Origin of the sequence: Pseudomonas linyingensis, assembly GCF_900109175.1 — a bacterium.
Lineage (GTDB): Bacteria > Pseudomonadota > Gammaproteobacteria > Pseudomonadales > Pseudomonadaceae > Geopseudomonas > Geopseudomonas linyingensis.
In genome coordinates this window covers 180,843-195,127 of sequence record NZ_FNZE01000010.1, presented here as the reverse complement: position 1 = coordinate 195,127, position 14,285 = coordinate 180,843, and the positions used below count along the sequence as shown (strand labels likewise).

12 protein-coding genes are annotated in these 14,285 nt (G+C 67.9%); 8 read left to right on the top strand and 4 right to left on the bottom strand.

What is annotated here, in order from left to right:
- Positions 1-164: 164 nt before the first annotated feature.
- The gene (locus BMZ19_RS13920; protein WP_212633239.1) at positions 165-1,451 is read right to left on the bottom strand and encodes an NAD(P)/FAD-dependent oxidoreductase; all 1,287 of its coding nucleotides are present in this window, start codon (positions 1,449-1,451) and stop codon (positions 165-167) included.
- Between the two features lie 286 nt (positions 1,452-1,737).
- Between BMZ19_RS13920 and BMZ19_RS13915 the strand changes: the two genes are divergently transcribed.
- The gene (locus tag BMZ19_RS13915) at positions 1,738-3,075 is read left to right on the top strand and encodes an MFS transporter (protein ID WP_212633238.1); all 1,338 of its coding nucleotides are present in this window, start codon (positions 1,738-1,740) and stop codon (positions 3,073-3,075) included.
- Here the strand turns inward: BMZ19_RS13915 and BMZ19_RS13910 are convergent.
- Complete coding sequence (locus tag BMZ19_RS13910) at positions 3,050-4,246, bottom strand: helix-turn-helix transcriptional regulator (RefSeq protein ID WP_090311849.1); 1,197 nt, start codon at positions 4,244-4,246, stop codon at positions 3,050-3,052. The genes BMZ19_RS13915 and BMZ19_RS13910 overlap by 26 nt on opposite strands.
- A gap of 272 nt (positions 4,247-4,518) precedes the next feature.
- Complete coding sequence (locus BMZ19_RS13905; protein ID WP_090311847.1) at positions 4,519-5,520, bottom strand: AraC family transcriptional regulator; 1,002 nt, start codon at positions 5,518-5,520, stop codon at positions 4,519-4,521.
- Between the two features lie 107 nt (positions 5,521-5,627).
- On the opposite strand from BMZ19_RS13905, the gene BMZ19_RS13900 reads away from it, so the two are divergent.
- The 3 genes from BMZ19_RS13900 to BMZ19_RS13890 are packed head-to-tail and all read left to right on the top strand — an operon-like array spanning position 5,628 to position 7,596.
- Positions 5,628-5,969: a hypothetical protein gene (locus BMZ19_RS13900; RefSeq protein WP_090311844.1), complete on the top strand. Its 342-nt coding sequence runs from the start codon at positions 5,628-5,630 to the stop codon at positions 5,967-5,969.
- Entirely contained in the window at positions 5,959-6,555 is a 597-nt protein-coding gene (locus BMZ19_RS13895; RefSeq protein WP_090311842.1) for a Dabb family protein, read from the top strand. The genes BMZ19_RS13900 and BMZ19_RS13895 overlap by 11 nt, the downstream gene beginning before the upstream one ends.
- Before the next feature lie 48 nt (positions 6,556-6,603).
- Entirely contained in the window at positions 6,604-7,596 is a 993-nt protein-coding gene (locus BMZ19_RS13890) for an NADP-dependent oxidoreductase (RefSeq protein WP_090311840.1), read from the top strand.
- Positions 7,597-7,784: 188 nt separating this feature from the next.
- On the opposite strand, the gene BMZ19_RS13885 is transcribed toward BMZ19_RS13890, so the two are convergent.
- Positions 7,785-8,768, bottom strand: a complete 984-nt coding sequence (locus BMZ19_RS13885; protein ID WP_244517230.1) for a DHH family phosphoesterase — start codon at positions 8,766-8,768, stop codon at positions 7,785-7,787.
- 276 nt (positions 8,769-9,044) lie between these two features.
- On the opposite strand from BMZ19_RS13885, the gene cysD reads away from it, so the two are divergent.
- The 4 genes from cysD to BMZ19_RS13865 all read left to right on the top strand — a co-directional run bounded on the left by cysD (position 9,045) and on the right by BMZ19_RS13865 (position 14,257).
- Positions 9,045-9,941 (top strand): sulfate adenylyltransferase subunit CysD, encoded by an 897-nt coding sequence (cysD, locus tag BMZ19_RS13880; RefSeq protein WP_090311838.1) that lies wholly within the window; start codon positions 9,045-9,047, stop codon positions 9,939-9,941.
- Positions 9,941-11,818, top strand: a complete 1,878-nt coding sequence (cysN, locus tag BMZ19_RS13875; RefSeq protein WP_090311837.1) for a sulfate adenylyltransferase subunit CysN — start codon at positions 9,941-9,943, stop codon at positions 11,816-11,818. The genes cysD and cysN overlap by 1 nt, the downstream gene beginning before the upstream one ends.
- 145 nt (positions 11,819-11,963) lie before the next feature.
- Positions 11,964-13,073 carry a DUF1214 domain-containing protein gene (locus BMZ19_RS13870; protein ID WP_090311834.1) on the top strand — a complete coding sequence of 370 codons (1,110 nt, stop codon included), beginning with the start codon at positions 11,964-11,966 and terminating at the stop codon, positions 13,071-13,073.
- Complete coding sequence (locus BMZ19_RS13865) at positions 13,070-14,257, top strand: sulfotransferase family protein (protein WP_090311832.1); 1,188 nt, start codon at positions 13,070-13,072, stop codon at positions 14,255-14,257. Before BMZ19_RS13870 ends, BMZ19_RS13865 begins: the two co-directional genes overlap by 4 nt.
- Positions 14,258-14,285 lie beyond the last annotated feature (28 nt).

Sequence of the window (14,285 nt, the reverse complement as noted above, 5' to 3'; positions counted from 1 at the left end):
CAGCAAGGCACAGGGCAATGGTTCCCAGTCCGTAGGGGCGAATTCATTCGCCTTGGCGGTGAGCTTTGGCGAATGAATTCGCCCCTACAGCGGATTGACCAGGCTCGGAAGCCATTCATGCGATTGCCCTGCGACAAGACATTCACTGCGCGGGTTGTACCCGCTCAGACGAGGTGGAACCGGTCGGCCCAGCGCGCCGCCGGGATCAGTACGCGGCGGATCTTGGTTTCGAACAGGGCGGGGAACTGCACGGCCCTGGGGGTTTCCAGCGGCAGCAGGCAGGCATCCGGACAGCCGCTGACCAGCGCGTCGGCCAGGTTGATGCCCAGCATCGGACCGAGGACGTTGCCCCAGGAGCCGAAGTTGTTCAGGGCCAGCACGCCATCGGCGACCCGGTACAACTTCGGGTAACAGGCGTCGTAGACCGAGGACGAATTGGCGGTCATGCCCGTCCAGTAGGACTCCAGCTCGATGCGCGTATCGCCCAACTGCGGGTAGGTGCGCCGCAGGTAGCGCAGGAAGTAGGCGAAATGATCCGCCGCGCGCTGCGCACGGCCGGAAGCCGGAATGGTCGCGGTGATCAGGCGGTTGCGCCCGTCGATGACCAGGGGATACAGGCCGGCCGGATGCTGCATGAGGGCGACCCGCGCCGGGTTGATGATGTCCAGCGCCGCCTGCGGCAGCGGCCGGGTCGCCAGGCCGCAGGCCACCAGCGGGAACTGGGTACGGGCCAGCTCCGGGAAGAAGGCATTGCCGACGTGGCCGTTGGTGCAGAGCACTACCTGCGCCGTGCGCACGCTGCCAACAGCGGTGCGCACGCGCCAGGACGAGCCGCTGCGCTCGCAGGCCACGACGCCGGAGTTGCCGTGCACCCGTGCGCCCAGACGCACGGCGGCGGCGACCATGCCGTTGGTGAACAGGAAGGGGTTGACCCGGCCGCCTTCGCGCCAGTGGATGCCGTAGCTGTATGCGCTGGTGCCGAGCAGTTCCTTGAGGCGCTCTGCGCCGACCACGTCCACGTCGTAGCCGAAGGCCTGCCACTTCCTCACCTTGTCTTCGAGCGCGGTGTGCCGGCGGGTGGCCGCATCGACCATGCCGCACCGGGCCGCATCGGCCTGCAGCCCATGCTTGCGGCACAGATCGAAGACGACGTTGCGGTGCTCGATGAAGTAGTCGGTGAAGCGCCGCCCGCCGTCGTCATGGGCACGCAGCGGGTCGAACGAGCCCAGATAAGGCTGCACGTGACCGGCGTTGCGCCCGGAGGCGCCACTGCCAGGCTGGTCGGCCTCCAGCACCACGACGCGCACGCCGCACTCGGCCAGACGCAAGGCCAGCGAAGCCCCGGCCAGCCCGGCGCCGACCACCACCACGTCCGCCTCAATGTCCCGATCCAGTCCTGGGTAGGCCGGGATTTCCCCTGGCAGCGGCCAACCGCTGAAGCGAATGGGCACCACTCCCGACTCATACGCATCCGCTACCGGAAAGACCGGAACCTGTCCCGCCTCTGCACGCCGATACCCTCTCCAACTCACTGCCGCCTCCTCGAATTCACTGCAGAACCCACGCTTCGATCTGTCGAGGCGCGGCGGAATTGCACCGCCACTGCCTGCCACAGCGGTATCGATCCTATTGAGGAGGCGAATCGGTGCTCCAGTACCAGCTGGTACTGCTGGGGGAGATCGGCCGCTGGTTAGACTCCGGACCGGACTTCCCGACCCATCACGTGAGAGATCAAGCATGGCGCGTATGCAACAGACGGCAGTGGCCCTGGACGGCGCAGCGCTAGCGGCGGCTGCCGAAAGCCGCCCCGCGCCCCAGGCAGTGGCGGCAGCCCTGCCCGACCAGCGTCAGGGCTGGCTTGTGGTCCTTGGCCTGGCGGTGGTGCTGTGCGTGATATTCGGCACCACCATCAGCGCCCTCGGCCTGTTCGCCCTGCCGATCACCGCGGACCTGCAGTGCAGCCACGAACAGGCCGCCCGCTTCGCCACCGCCTTCATGCTCAGCATGACCCTGAGCATGCCGCTGGCCGGCTGGCTGCTCGACCGCCTCGCGCCGCGCCCGGTGATGACCGCGGGCAGCGTCCTCGCGGCCCTGGGCTACCTGCTCGCCGCCAGCAGCCCCGACATCGACCGGCTCACCCTGGCCATGGCGCTGGGCGGCATCGGCGTCGGCGCCTCGACCTACGTGCCGGCCATGACCCTGGCCTCGCGCTGGATGGCCCCTGCCCGGCAGGGCCTGGCCTTCGGCATCCTGCTCGCCGGGGCCGCCATCGGCGGGGTGATCTTTCCCAACCTGCTCACCCGGCTGATCGGCGAGCTCGGCTGGCGCAGCGTCATGCAGCTCATCGCCGGCCTGATCCTGCTGGTCTGCGTGCCCCTGCTGCTGTGGCTGGCGCGCCTGCCCGAGGCGCCGACGACGGCCAGCCGGCACGCGGCGGAGGCGCTTCCCGGCCACGATATCGGCCAGGTCCTGCGCATGCCCCGCTACTGGCTGTGGATCGCCATGCAGTTGCTGCTGACCATGAGCGGCCTGGGCATCTACATCTCGCTGGTTTCCTGCCTGGTCTCGGCCGGCTATTCGGCGCAGGCCGCCTCCACCTGGTACGCCGGGGTGGGCGCCGCGTCGCTGGCGGGCAATTTCCTGTTCGGCGCGCTGAGCCAGCGCTGCAGCGCGAGGACCATCCTGCTGTGCGGTAACGCCATCGGCATCGCCGGCCTCCTCTGCCTGCTGCTCGCCCAGCACCCGGCCTGGGGCTTGGCGGCGGTCGCGGTGTTCACCCTGAGCTGGGGCACCACCTTCAACCTGGTCAACCAGCTCGCCCCGCTGCTCCTCGTCGAAGCCATGGGCCCGCGCAACTTCGGCAGCCTGCTCGGCATCGGCAACCTGCTCGGCGGGCTCGGCGCGGCGTTCGGCCCGGCCGCCGTCGGTTACCTGGTCGACACCAGCGGCAGCTACGCCCCTGCCCTGCTGCTCTGCACGGCCCTGGCGGCCGCGGCCACCTTGCCGATTGCCTTGCAGCAGCGGCCCCAGGCGCCTGACGATGCGCCGCTCAGCGCAGCAGGGCGAAGCTCTTGAACAGGATCCGCACCAGGTCGTTCTGCCCCTTGATGCCCAGCTTGGCGTAGATGTTCTTCGAGTAGTTGCGTGCGGCTGTCACCGCGATGCCCATCTGCCCGGCGGCTTCGCTGATGGTCTGGCCGCAGGCCAGCAAGGCAGCCAGCCGGGCTTCCTGGCGGGTCAGATCGAGCAGCTGGGCGATCAGCTCCGCTGCGGAACCACCCGAGACCTGCTGCATGGCCAGGCTCTCGGTCAGTTCCGACAGGTAGATGATCACACTCGGCACATGCCGGCCCTGATAGTAGGCAATCAACGGTGCCGGCGTCGCCAGCATGCCCAGCAGCACGCCATCGCGGGCCTGCAGGCGCACCAGCTCGCCACGGTAGTGCCCGCCTTCCTGCGCCCTGGCCGCGAGGGCATTGGCGATCGCCTTCTCCAGCGCCTGCTGGGCCGCGCGCTCCTGCAGCAGCACGCGCCCATGGTTCAGCTCGATGCCGCGGTGCTTGTCGATGATGGCGCGGGCGGCCTGGTTCACGCAGAGCAGTTGGGCATCGCCATCGAGCAGCAGGCAGCCGAGGACCAGATGATCCAGGCAGCCTTCGTAGATCGACTTTTCCGCCTCCTGGCGCTTGAGTCTGGCGTAGAGGCCGAGGGCGCGGGTCAGGTGGGGCAACAGAGCCCCGATCAGCTCCCGGTCGCTGGCCGCAAAGGGCCGTTCCGGATCGGAATGCCCACGGATCACGTCGATCCAGCAGCGCATGCCCCCGGGCTCGGCGAAGCAGGTCCGCAGGCAGCTGGCGAGGTTGAGGAACGCCATGTGCGCGGCGCACTCGGTCTCCACGTCCTCGGGGCCGAAGACGATGACCTCGCCCGGCGGCAGCGACTTGGGATCGACCAGTTTGATATGGGTGAAGCGCTCGCGGTAGAGCCGTTCCGCCAGCAGCCAGTCGGTGTCGTCGCCCTCCTCGACGGACATCACCTGGATATCGCTCGGCCGATCCTCGGCGTGCAGCAGGGTGACCGTGACATTGATCGCTCCCAGCACCTGGCGCAGGCGCTCGGCCAGAGCCCCCCAGGGCCTGGCCTCGTTCAGTCCTTCGTAGACCAGTCCGATCAGTTCGGGCAGCACGGCTGAGTAGATGACCGGTGACGGCGTGACCGGGCGCTTGAGGACAGCGACAGCCTCCATGGGATTACCTCGTAGCGGGCAACGCCCTCCCCACAGGAGGGCCGAAGATGTGGCATGGGCGATCAGCCCGTGGCAGCGAAGGTGTTGCCGGCGCCGGGAATCCCTGCGAACGGCAGGCCTGGCGCACGGATACCCATGCGGTGCACTCCGCGCTCCCGTTCGTGGGGGCAGCGGCCGGACTACCGAAAGGCCCCATGACTGCGGATTGAACCGCCGGCTCAAGGGGCCAACATCGTCCGATGGGACTAACGCGCAGTCCTGGCCTCTAACGCTCAGCCGGCGTTCCGGTAATGACTGGGGGAGTGACCGGTCAGCCGCACCAGGGCACGGCGCAGCGCTGCGGCATTGCTGAAGCCCAACTGCCCGGCGATGCGCTCCACCGGCCATTGGGTGCTGCGCAGGAAATGCACGGCGGCATCCAGCAGGCTGGCATCGCGCAGGGCCCGGTAGCTGCTGCCTTCGGCCTGCAGCCGGCGGCGCAGCGTGGCCACGCTGAGCGAGAGCACGGCGCCGAGTTCCTGCTGGGTGGGCATCGGCAGCTGCCGGGCCAGGGCCGCATCGAGAAAGCTGCGCACCTGTTGGGTCAGAGGGATGGTGGCGGTGGCTTCGTCCGCCGCCAGGCGGAAGGGGAAGTCCACCAGGAAGGACTCCAGCTCCGCCGGATGCCGGCGTAGCGGACGCTCCAGCAAGGCGGCGTCGAAGGCGAATCCATAGCTGGGGTGCCCGACCTCCACGGGGCCGTTGAGCAGGCTGAGAAAGGGAATGGCGTCTTCGCGGTTGGGGTGGCCGAGAAAGCTCCGCTGCGGCTGGATGGGTTCGCCGATCAGCCAGGCGAACAGGCGCTGGTAGAACAGCAGCCCGGTGATATCCACCAGGCAGGCCGCCGGGCTCTGTCGCCGCCGCAGCGAGTCCATGCGGAACTCCGCGACGGCGCCGTTGCTGGACAGCGCCAGGATGCCCGCCCGCGGGTGAAGCATGGCGCAGAAGTCGCTGGCGCAGCGGATGGCATCGGCCAGGGTCCGGCAACTCAGCAGGCAGCGGCAGAGCAGGTCCACGTCCCGCTTGCCCATCGGCGCATGGCCGTCGCCCAGGGCGACCTGCGCTTCCAGGTGCTCGATCGCGGAACGGTAGAGGGCGGCGAAGGCGCCAGCGGACAGGTGCCTGGCCGCATCGGTCATTGCCCGGTGGTCGGCGCCGCTGCGACGCAGCTCGTCCAGCAGTCGGGCGCCCAGGCCCACGGCGGATTCGGTACTGGCGGATCGGAGGTTCGGCATTTGTGCCCGCCTGAGCGTTCGGGTGGTGTCGGTTGAGCGGTCGGGTAGCGATCCGGCCGGGGACGAGCATGCAGGATGCAGCGGTAACTTGGCAAAGGAGCCAGTCGATGATCCACCTTCTTGATGAACTCACCCTCGATGCGGGCGAGTTGAAACAGGTCCTTCACCTGCTGGACGAGGAACTGCTACCGGGGCGGGCGGAGCCGCTGCCGCAACTGCTCAACCGCTGGGTTTCGCCGCCGGTGGTGGTGCCGGGGGTACCCAGCACCCTCTGGCTGCTCTGGCAATTACCCGATACGCCCGCCTATTACAGCATGCGCGGCAACCCCGGTTCGACGCCGGCGGTGTGGCCGAAGCTGGACCGTCTCTGCCAGCGCCGGCGGCGCCATGTCCTGGTGGATGCACAAACGCCGCTGGCGCTGCCGGGGGAACTCAGCCATGACGCTTGAAACCGCCCAGGTCTACCTGACCGACCCTGCCGGGCTGGCCCGCTTCGCAGCGGCCCTGGAGCGCTGGTGCCGCGCCCGTCCCGGCTCCTTCGGCGCCGGCAATCTGCCGGGGTGCTGGGGCGCCGGACAATTCAGCGTCGAGCTGCGCGGCGCCAGCGCCGAGGGGCTGGAAGCCCTGCCCGGCGTGGCGCACGTGGATCGGCTGCGCCATCGCCCCATCGGCGGGGGGCTGCGCGAGCCGGAGCTGTCCGGGGGCATTCTGCGCACCCTGCTGTTCAAGGTCCGCGATGGGGTGGCGGACGCCCAGGTGGCGGCTCTGGAGCGCGAGCTGCTGGCCATGCCCGACTACATGGCGGGCATTCGCAACTGGCGGCTGGGCCGGGTCGTCGCCGGCGACCACTGGACCCATGTCTGGCAGCAGGAATTCGCTGATCTGGGGGACTTGCAGGGCGAGTACCTGCTGCACCCCTATCACTGGGGCTGGGTCGATCGTTGGTTCGACCCGGCCTTTGCGGAGTGGACGGTGGAGTCGCTCTGCCATGCGTTTTGCCCGCTGCCGGCCAGCATCCTGGCAACTAGCCGCTGAGGGATTGCATCCCCGGCAATGACGGCATTCATGCGACGGAGAAAAACAATGCGTGCAGTGATGATGGAACGGATCGGCGGCAGCGAAGTGCTGCAACTGGCCGAGCTGGAGCGACCCCAGCCCGGCCCCGGCGAGGTGCTGGTACGGGTGGTGTGTGCCGGGGTCAACCCGGCCGACTGGAAGTGCCGGGAGGGCTACCTGGGGGGCTTCTTCCAGTATCGTTTCCCCCTGGTGCTCGGCTTCGACCTGGCCGGCACGGTAAGCGCCGTAGGGGCGGGAGTCGATGACCTGCCGACGGGGACCCGAGTCTTCGCCCAGAGCGATGTGGGGGCCGGCAAATGGGGCTCCTATGCTGAGTACGCCTGCGTTTCCCGGGCGTCCACCGTGCGGATGCCGGACAACCTCGACTTCCCCGCGGCAGCGGCCGTACCCACCCCGGCCCTGGCGGCCTGGGCCGGGCTGTTCGACGAGGGTGCGCTGCGCGCCGGGATGACGGTGCTGATCCACGGTGGCGGCAGCGCCGTGGGCGGGTTCGCCATCCAGTTCGCCCGCTGCGCCGGGGCCCGCGTAGCCACCACCTGCGGTGCGGACAAGCTGGAGCACGTGCGCCAGCTCGGCGCCGACCTGGCCATCGACTACCGTAGCGGGGAGATCGGCAAGGAGTTGCGCTGCTGGGCGCCCGAGGGCGTCGATTTGGTGCTGGACTGCATAGGCTCCGGCAGCCTGCCCGATGGGCTGGACCTGCTGCGCCAGGGCGGGATGCTGGTGGCGATCCTCACCCTGGAGCCGGGGGATGCCGGAGCCGACCATGAATCCGCCGCCCGCCGCTGCCTGCGCACGGCAGTGGCCTACAGCCGCATGCCCAGCGGCGCAACCCTGGAGCGAATTGCCACGCTGATCGCGGACGGACGAGTGTTCCCGCCGCCTCTGGAGGTGCTGCCGCTTGGCGACGTTGCACTGGCCCACGAACGTCTGCAGCAGGGCAAGCCGTGCCGCAAGCAGGTGCTGGCGGTAGCCGAAGGCACCGGCTCGCCACGCTAGCCACGCCAAGGGCATGGGGGGCAATCGCATGGTAGGGGCGAATTCATTCGCCAAGCAGGCCCTCGGCCTGCCCATGGCACCCCGGGGGCCGCGTTGCGACCCATGGCGAATGAATTCGCCCCTACAGCGGATCATGCGATTGCCCCGGGGACTGCTGCCGTCGAGCACTCCCGTCAGCCAAGCGTGTGTCAGGGATAGCCGGCCAGCAACGCCGCCACGAAGTCCTCCAGCGCCTCGTCCGGCAACCGGTTGATGCCGGCGGCGCGCTGGCGGCCGCCGCCGCTGGGGTAGCGCCGGCAGAAGGCATCCGCCGACAGCGGCGCGTCGGCGGGCACCCGCAGGCTGAACTGCCAGTCGCCGTCGCTGCGTGGCGAGAGCAGGCCCAGCGCCCGCTGCGGATCGCCGGCCGCCAGCCGGTTGGCCAGCACCCCGCTGACCCGCCGCGCCCAGGGTTCGGCGGGCAGCCGGTAAAGCCGGGCCCCCGCACCTTCCCGCCAGGGCTGCAGCGAAGCCGCCGCGGCCATGTCGGCCGCATGGCCTGCGCGCAGCCTGGCGAAGCTGGGGCTGTCGCGCACGAAGTCGAGCGGGTCCGCATAGGGCAGCAATTGCTCCGCCAGCGCCAGCGGATCGAAATGCAGGTCGTCCAGACACTCGCCGTAGGCGTTGTAGTTGAGCAGCTCCCCCAGCTCGGCGAGCGCCGCGGTGTCGCCTTCGCTCAGCCCATGGCGCTGGGCCAGACGGTGCGCCGGGCCGGGCATGCCGTCGCCGAAGGCCGCCGCCACCGCCCAGCGGTGGAAGCGTCCGCCGAGGAAGCGGTCGACCAGCAGGCTGGTACACACCTGCGCATCGGTGTCGATAAACGACTCGAACGCCGGGTGCTCCGGCAGCTCGCCAGCAAAGTGGTGGTCGAAGTAACGCACGCTGGCACCGGCCGCGAGCAGCCGCGCGACATCCGCGCGATTGCTGTCGTGGGCGATGTCCAGCACCGTGACCTGCTCGCCGGCGCCGGCCTGCACTCGCTGCAGCAGGGCGATATCGCGCTTCACCCCGCTGACCAGGCGCACCTCGGCTGGCAACTCGCCGGCCAGCCGCAACTGCTGTAAGGCGCAGAGGCCGTCCGCGTCGCCATTGAAGGCGCAGTACGCCTGTCGCCCTACCCCATCCATCGCCATGTCGGTCTCCTCAGCTCCGTTCGACTGATCGTCTCCTTCATCACCTTAGAGAGGTCGCGGACAAGAGTTCTTCGTCTGCGCGGACTAACTCGCACTTTCGGCAAATCCGCTCCAAGTGGCGCCGACTGTAACGATCTGCAGGCATCAGCCGTCGATCCCCAAGCAATCCTGAAAGTTCGTCCGACCAGACGAAGAATCCCAAACGGCCGCTTCCCTACCGTGGAAAAAAGCCGGCCCGCAACCCGCGGGGCCGGCCCCATCCCACGGAGACAAGCGATGCTGACCCACCTGCAACGCCTGGAAGCCGAAAGCGTCCAGATCATCCGCGAAGTGGTCGCCGAGTGTGAAAACCCGGTGATGCTCTACTCCATCGGCAAGGACAGCGCGGTCATGCTGCACCTGGCGATGAAGGCCTTCGCGCCCGGCAAACCGCCCTTCCCCCTGCTCCACGTGGACACCACCTGGAAGTTCCGCGAGATGATCGCCTTTCGCGACCAGACCGCCGAGCGCCTGGGCCTGAAGCTGCTGGTGCACGTCAATCCCGAGGGCGTCGAGCGCGGGATCAACCCCTTCGACCACGGCTCGTCCCTGCATACCGACATCTGGAAGACCCAGGGCCTCAAGCAGGCGCTGGACCAGTACGGCTTCGATGCGGCGTTCGGTGGCGCGCGCCGCGACGAGGAGAAGTCGCGCGCCAAGGAGCGGGTGTTCTCGATCCGCTCCGCGCAGCACCGCTGGGACCCGAAGCAGCAGCGCCCGGAACTCTGGCACCTGTACAACACCCGCAAGCGCAAGGGCGAAAGCCTGCGGGTGTTCCCGCTATCCAACTGGACCGAGCTGGACATCTGGCAATACATCTACCTGGAACGCATCCCCATCGTTCCCCTCTACCTCGCCGCCGAGCGCCCGGTGGTGCGGCGCGACGGCACCCTGATCATGGTCGACGACCAGCGCCTGCCGCTGCTGCCGGGCGAAACGCCCGAACTGCGCAAGGTGCGCTTCCGCACCCTCGGCTGCTACCCGCTGACCGGCGCCATCGACAGCGAGGCCGACAGCCTCGAAGCCATCATCCAGGAGATGCTGGTGAGCCGAACCTCGGAACGCCAGGGCCGCCTGATCGACAGCGATTCGGCCGGTTCCATGGAGAAGAAGAAGCAAGAGGGGTACTTCTGATGAACGCGATTACCAGCCTGGAGCAGTACCTGCAGCAGCAACAGCGCAAGGACCTGCTGCGTTTCATCACCTGCGGCAGCGTCGATGATGGCAAGAGCACGCTGATCGGCCGCCTGCTCTTTGAGACCAAGGTGCTGTTCGAGGACCAGCTCGGTCAGCTCGAGGTCGACTCGAAGAAGCTCGGCACCCAGGGTGGCGAGCTGGACTTCGCCCTGCTGGTGGACGGTCTCGCCGCCGAGCGCGAACAGGGCATCACCATCGACGTGGCCTACCGCTTCTTCGCCACCGACAAGCGCAAGTTCATCGTCGCCGACACCCCCGGCCACGAGCAGTACACCCGCAACATGGTCACCGGCGCCTCCACCGCCGACCTTGCGGTGATCCTCATCGACGCCCGCCAGGGCCTGCTGGCACAGACCCGCCGGCACAGCTACCTGGTGTCGCTGCTGGGCATCCGTCAAGTGCTGGTGGCGGTGAACAAGATGGACCTGATGGACTACTCGGAAGAGGTGTTCCGCAGAATCGAGACCGACTACCGCGCCTTCGCCGAGAAGCTCGGCCTGACCGACGTGCAGTGCATCCCCCTCTCGGCGCTCAGGGGCGACAACCTCATCGAGCGCAGTAACAGCATGCCCTGGTACCGGGGGCCGAGCCTGCTGGAGCATCTGGAAAGCGCACCGCTGGACGACAACCGCGCCAGCCAGGCGCCCTTCCGCCTGCCGGTACAATGGGTCAACCGGCCCAACCTGGACTTCCGCGGCTTCGCCGGCAACGTCGCCGCCGGTAGCATCCGCGTCGGCGATCCGATCCGCGTCCTGCCGTCAGGCAAGCAGAGCCGGGTCAGCGGCGTCCTCGGCATGGCCGGCGCACAGCGGGAAGCGGTCTGCGGTCAGGCGGTGACCCTGACCCTGGACGACGAGATCGACATCAGCCGCGGTGACGTGATCGCCCTGGCCGACGCGCCGCCGGCGGTGGCCGACCAGTTCGAGGCCACCCTGGTATGGATGAGCGAGGAGCCGTTGCTGCCCGGGCGCCCCTACCTGATGAAGATCGGCTGCCGCACCCTGGGCATGAGCTGCGCCACCCTCAAGCACAAGGTCAACGTCAACACCCTCGAGCACCTGGCGGCCAGGACCCTGGAGTTGAACGAGATCGGCGTCGGCAACCTCAGCCTCGACCAGCCGATCCCCTTCGACGCCTACGCGGACAATCGCGATACCGGCGGCTTCATCGTCATCGACCGCCTGAGCAACCAGACCGTCGGCGCCGGCATGCTGCACTTCGCCCTGCGCCGGGCGCAGAACGTGCACTGGCAGGCCATCGACGTCGATGGCGCCGCCCGCGCCGCACTGAAGGGCCAGACCCCACGCATGTTGTGGTTCACCGGCCTGTCCGGCGCCGGTAAGTCGACCATCGCCAATCTGGTGGAACGCAAGCTGCACGCTCTCGGTAGGCACACCTACCTGCTCGACGGCGACAACGTGCGTCACGGCCTGAACCGCGACCTGGGGTTCAGCGAAGCCGACCGGGTGGAGAACATCCGCCGGGTGGCCGAGGTGGGCCGGCTGATGCTCGACGCCGGGCTGATCACCCTGGTCTCGTTCATCTCGCCGTTCCGCGCCGAACGCGATCTGGCGCGCAGTCTGGCCGGCGAAGGCACCTTCCTGGAGATCTTCGTCGACACCCCGCTGGCGCTGGCCGAGCAGCGCGATCCCAAGGGCCTGTACCAGAAGGCCCGCTGCGGCGAGCTGAAGAACTTCACCGGCATCGACTCGCCGTATGAGCCGCCGCTGGCGCCCGATCTGCACATCGACACCCGCAGCGAGTCGGCCGAAGCGGCGGCCGAACGCATCGTCGAGCACCTGCTGGCGCAGTGAGGCATTGCCGGGCGGCCCCGGCGTGCAATTAGTCCGCCCGGATGAAGAAACCTTTTCTCGCATGCACATACATTGACGGGCGAGTCAGTCGCGCTGCGCACCACGGGCGCCGCGGCCGACTCGCACACTCAGGAGAGTCACAACAATGACAACAAGCTCGATCGACGAAAGGCTGCTCAGCGGCCAGACCTGGTCCGAATTCTGCGACCACCTGAAACGCTGCGGCGAGCAGATCCTTCGCCCGGAAACGCCAGCCGATGCGGCGACTCGCGCCGAAGGCTTCCGCTACCTCACTCGTCTGCTGCGCATCGGCCTGGAAATGCACATCGAGTTCGCCGATCCAGCCTTTCCCAGCTTCTTCAAGACCTCCCACGAGACCGCGAAGATCGGTGCCGACAACCCGGACAACCTCTACGAATACTCGCGCCTGGACGGCACTCTGGAATACCGCATCAAAGGCCAGCGCGGCAGCGTCGCCTACCTGAGCTTCGGCACCCAGAAAGGCGGCTATGAAACCGACGGCACCCTGATCCAGACGGGATTCATCGACGCCAGCCAGTTGCAGATCGATGCTCAGGGTAACTTCGAAATTATCCTCAGCCGCGAGCCGCAACCGGGCAACTGGCTGAAGGTGGAAGACGCCACCAACGCGCTGATCGTGCGCCAGACCTTCCTCGACCGGCGCAGCGAAGTGCCGGCCAAGCTGAGCATCGAGCGCATCGGCACCGATGCCACCCCCAAGGCGCTCGACCCCGCGACCTTCCAGCAAGGCCTGAGCCGCGTATCCAGCTTCGTGGAGAACACCGCCAGGCTGTTCGCCGACTGGGCGGCGGGCTATCAGGCCCACAGCAACCAGCTGCCACCGGCCGACCAGGCCGTTTGCCAGGCCGTGGGCGGCGACCCGAACATCTTCTACTACCACTCGCACTGGGTGCTGGGCGAAGACGAGGCGCTGGTCATCCACATCGACAAGGTGCCGGACTGCGACTTCTGGAACCTGCAGATCAACAACTACTGGATGGAGTCGCTGGACTACCGCTACCACCGCATCTGCTGCAACAAACACCAGGCCCAGTACGACGCCAACGGCGGGGTGACCCTGGTGCTCAGCGAACGGGACCCGGGCGTAGTCAACTGGCTGCAAACCGCCGGGGTACGCCAGGGCACCCTGTGCCTGCGCTGGGTCGGTGCCGAGGAGCAATGCCACCCCACCACGAAAGTGGTCAAAGTGTCTGCTGTCGCGGAGGCCGTATGAGCACGCACCATCCAATCGAAGATTTGACCGTCGACAAACTGCTGGCAACCGCCAGCGCACGCGCCAACGGCCTCGACAATTTTGGTGATGACCACTACCGCGAGTCCCTGCAGGCGCTGCTCGATGCCGTGGCCAGCGAGGCCGAGCTGTCGCCGAGCGGCCGGCATCTGCTCGAGGAGCGGCTGGTCGGGCAACTGGTCAACCGCCTGGTGATGGAGGACTACCTCGGCCGTCATCCGGAAATCACCCAGATAGCCATCGACGACCCGCTGGTCATCGTCGGCCTGCCGCGCACCGGCACCACCCTGCTGCAGCGCACCCTGGCCGTTGACCCGCGCTTCTACTCGGCGGCCTGGTGGGAGACCCGCTTCCCGGCACCGCTGTCCGACGAAACCCTCGCCGCGCCAACCCAGCGCATCGCCCTGGCCAAGGCCGAAGTCGATCTGATGGCCGAGGTCATTCCGCAGATCCTCGCCATCCACCCGCTGGACGCCATGCTCTGCGACGAGGAATTCATGCTCATGGAGCACTCGTTCATGTGCGCCATGGACGCCTACGTCAACGTGCCCAGCTACACCCGCTGGCTGGACCGGCAGGACCAGCGGCCGGTCTACACCCAGCTGAAAAAAATGCTGCAGTTCCTGCAATGGCAGAAAACCCAACGCGGTGAACCGGCTGGCCAGCGCTGGCTGCTCAAGGCTCCTCAGCACCTGCACACCCTGCACCTGTTGCTGGATGTATTCCCCGAGGCACAGGTAGTTCTGACTCACCGCGAACCCGCCCAGACCATCCCGTCGATGGCCAGCATGGCCCACACCCTGTGGCAGATGTACAGCGCCAACCCGGACCCGAAAGCCGCCGGCGCGCAGTGGAACAACCGCATGGCCCGTGGCATCCGCCACACCATGCAGGTGCGCGAGCAGCACGCCGCCGCGCGCTTCCTCGACATCCATTTCGCCGACACCGTGACCCAGCCGATGCACGTACTGGAGAACGTCTACGCCTTCGCCAATCTGCCGTTCACCGAGCAGGCCCGCGCCGCTGCGCAGGCCTGGCTGGCGCAAAACGGCCGGGACAAACGGGCCAGCCACGACTACAGCCTGGAGCGCTTCGGCTTGACCGAGGCACAGATGACCCAGGACTACGCGGAGTATCGCGCCCGGCATCTGGGCGCCAAACATTAGCCGCGCAAAGTCATGCAGCGCGCCGCTG

Coding starts and splice junctions, on each gene's coding strand:
- BMZ19_RS13915 (WP_212633238.1), top strand. CDS start 1,738: ATGGCGCGTATGCAACAGACGGCAGTGGCCCTGGACGGCGCAGCGCTA.
- BMZ19_RS13910 (WP_090311849.1), bottom strand. CDS start 4,246: ATGGAGGCTGTCGCTGTCCTCAAGCGCCCGGTCACGCCGTCACCGGTC.
- BMZ19_RS13905 (WP_090311847.1), bottom strand. CDS start 5,520: ATGCCGAACCTCCGATCCGCCAGTACCGAATCCGCCGTGGGCCTGGGC.
- BMZ19_RS13900 (WP_090311844.1), top strand. CDS start 5,628: ATGATCCACCTTCTTGATGAACTCACCCTCGATGCGGGCGAGTTGAAA.
- BMZ19_RS13895 (WP_090311842.1), top strand. CDS start 5,959: ATGACGCTTGAAACCGCCCAGGTCTACCTGACCGACCCTGCCGGGCTG.
- BMZ19_RS13890 (WP_090311840.1), top strand. CDS start 6,604: ATGCGTGCAGTGATGATGGAACGGATCGGCGGCAGCGAAGTGCTGCAA.
- BMZ19_RS13885 (WP_244517230.1), bottom strand. CDS start 8,768: ATGGCGATGGATGGGGTAGGGCGACAGGCGTACTGCGCCTTCAATGGC.
- cysD (WP_090311838.1), top strand. CDS start 9,045: ATGCTGACCCACCTGCAACGCCTGGAAGCCGAAAGCGTCCAGATCATC.
- cysN (WP_090311837.1), top strand. CDS start 9,941: ATGAACGCGATTACCAGCCTGGAGCAGTACCTGCAGCAGCAACAGCGC.
- BMZ19_RS13870 (WP_090311834.1), top strand. CDS start 11,964: ATGACAACAAGCTCGATCGACGAAAGGCTGCTCAGCGGCCAGACCTGG.
- BMZ19_RS13865 (WP_090311832.1), top strand. CDS start 13,070: ATGAGCACGCACCATCCAATCGAAGATTTGACCGTCGACAAACTGCTG.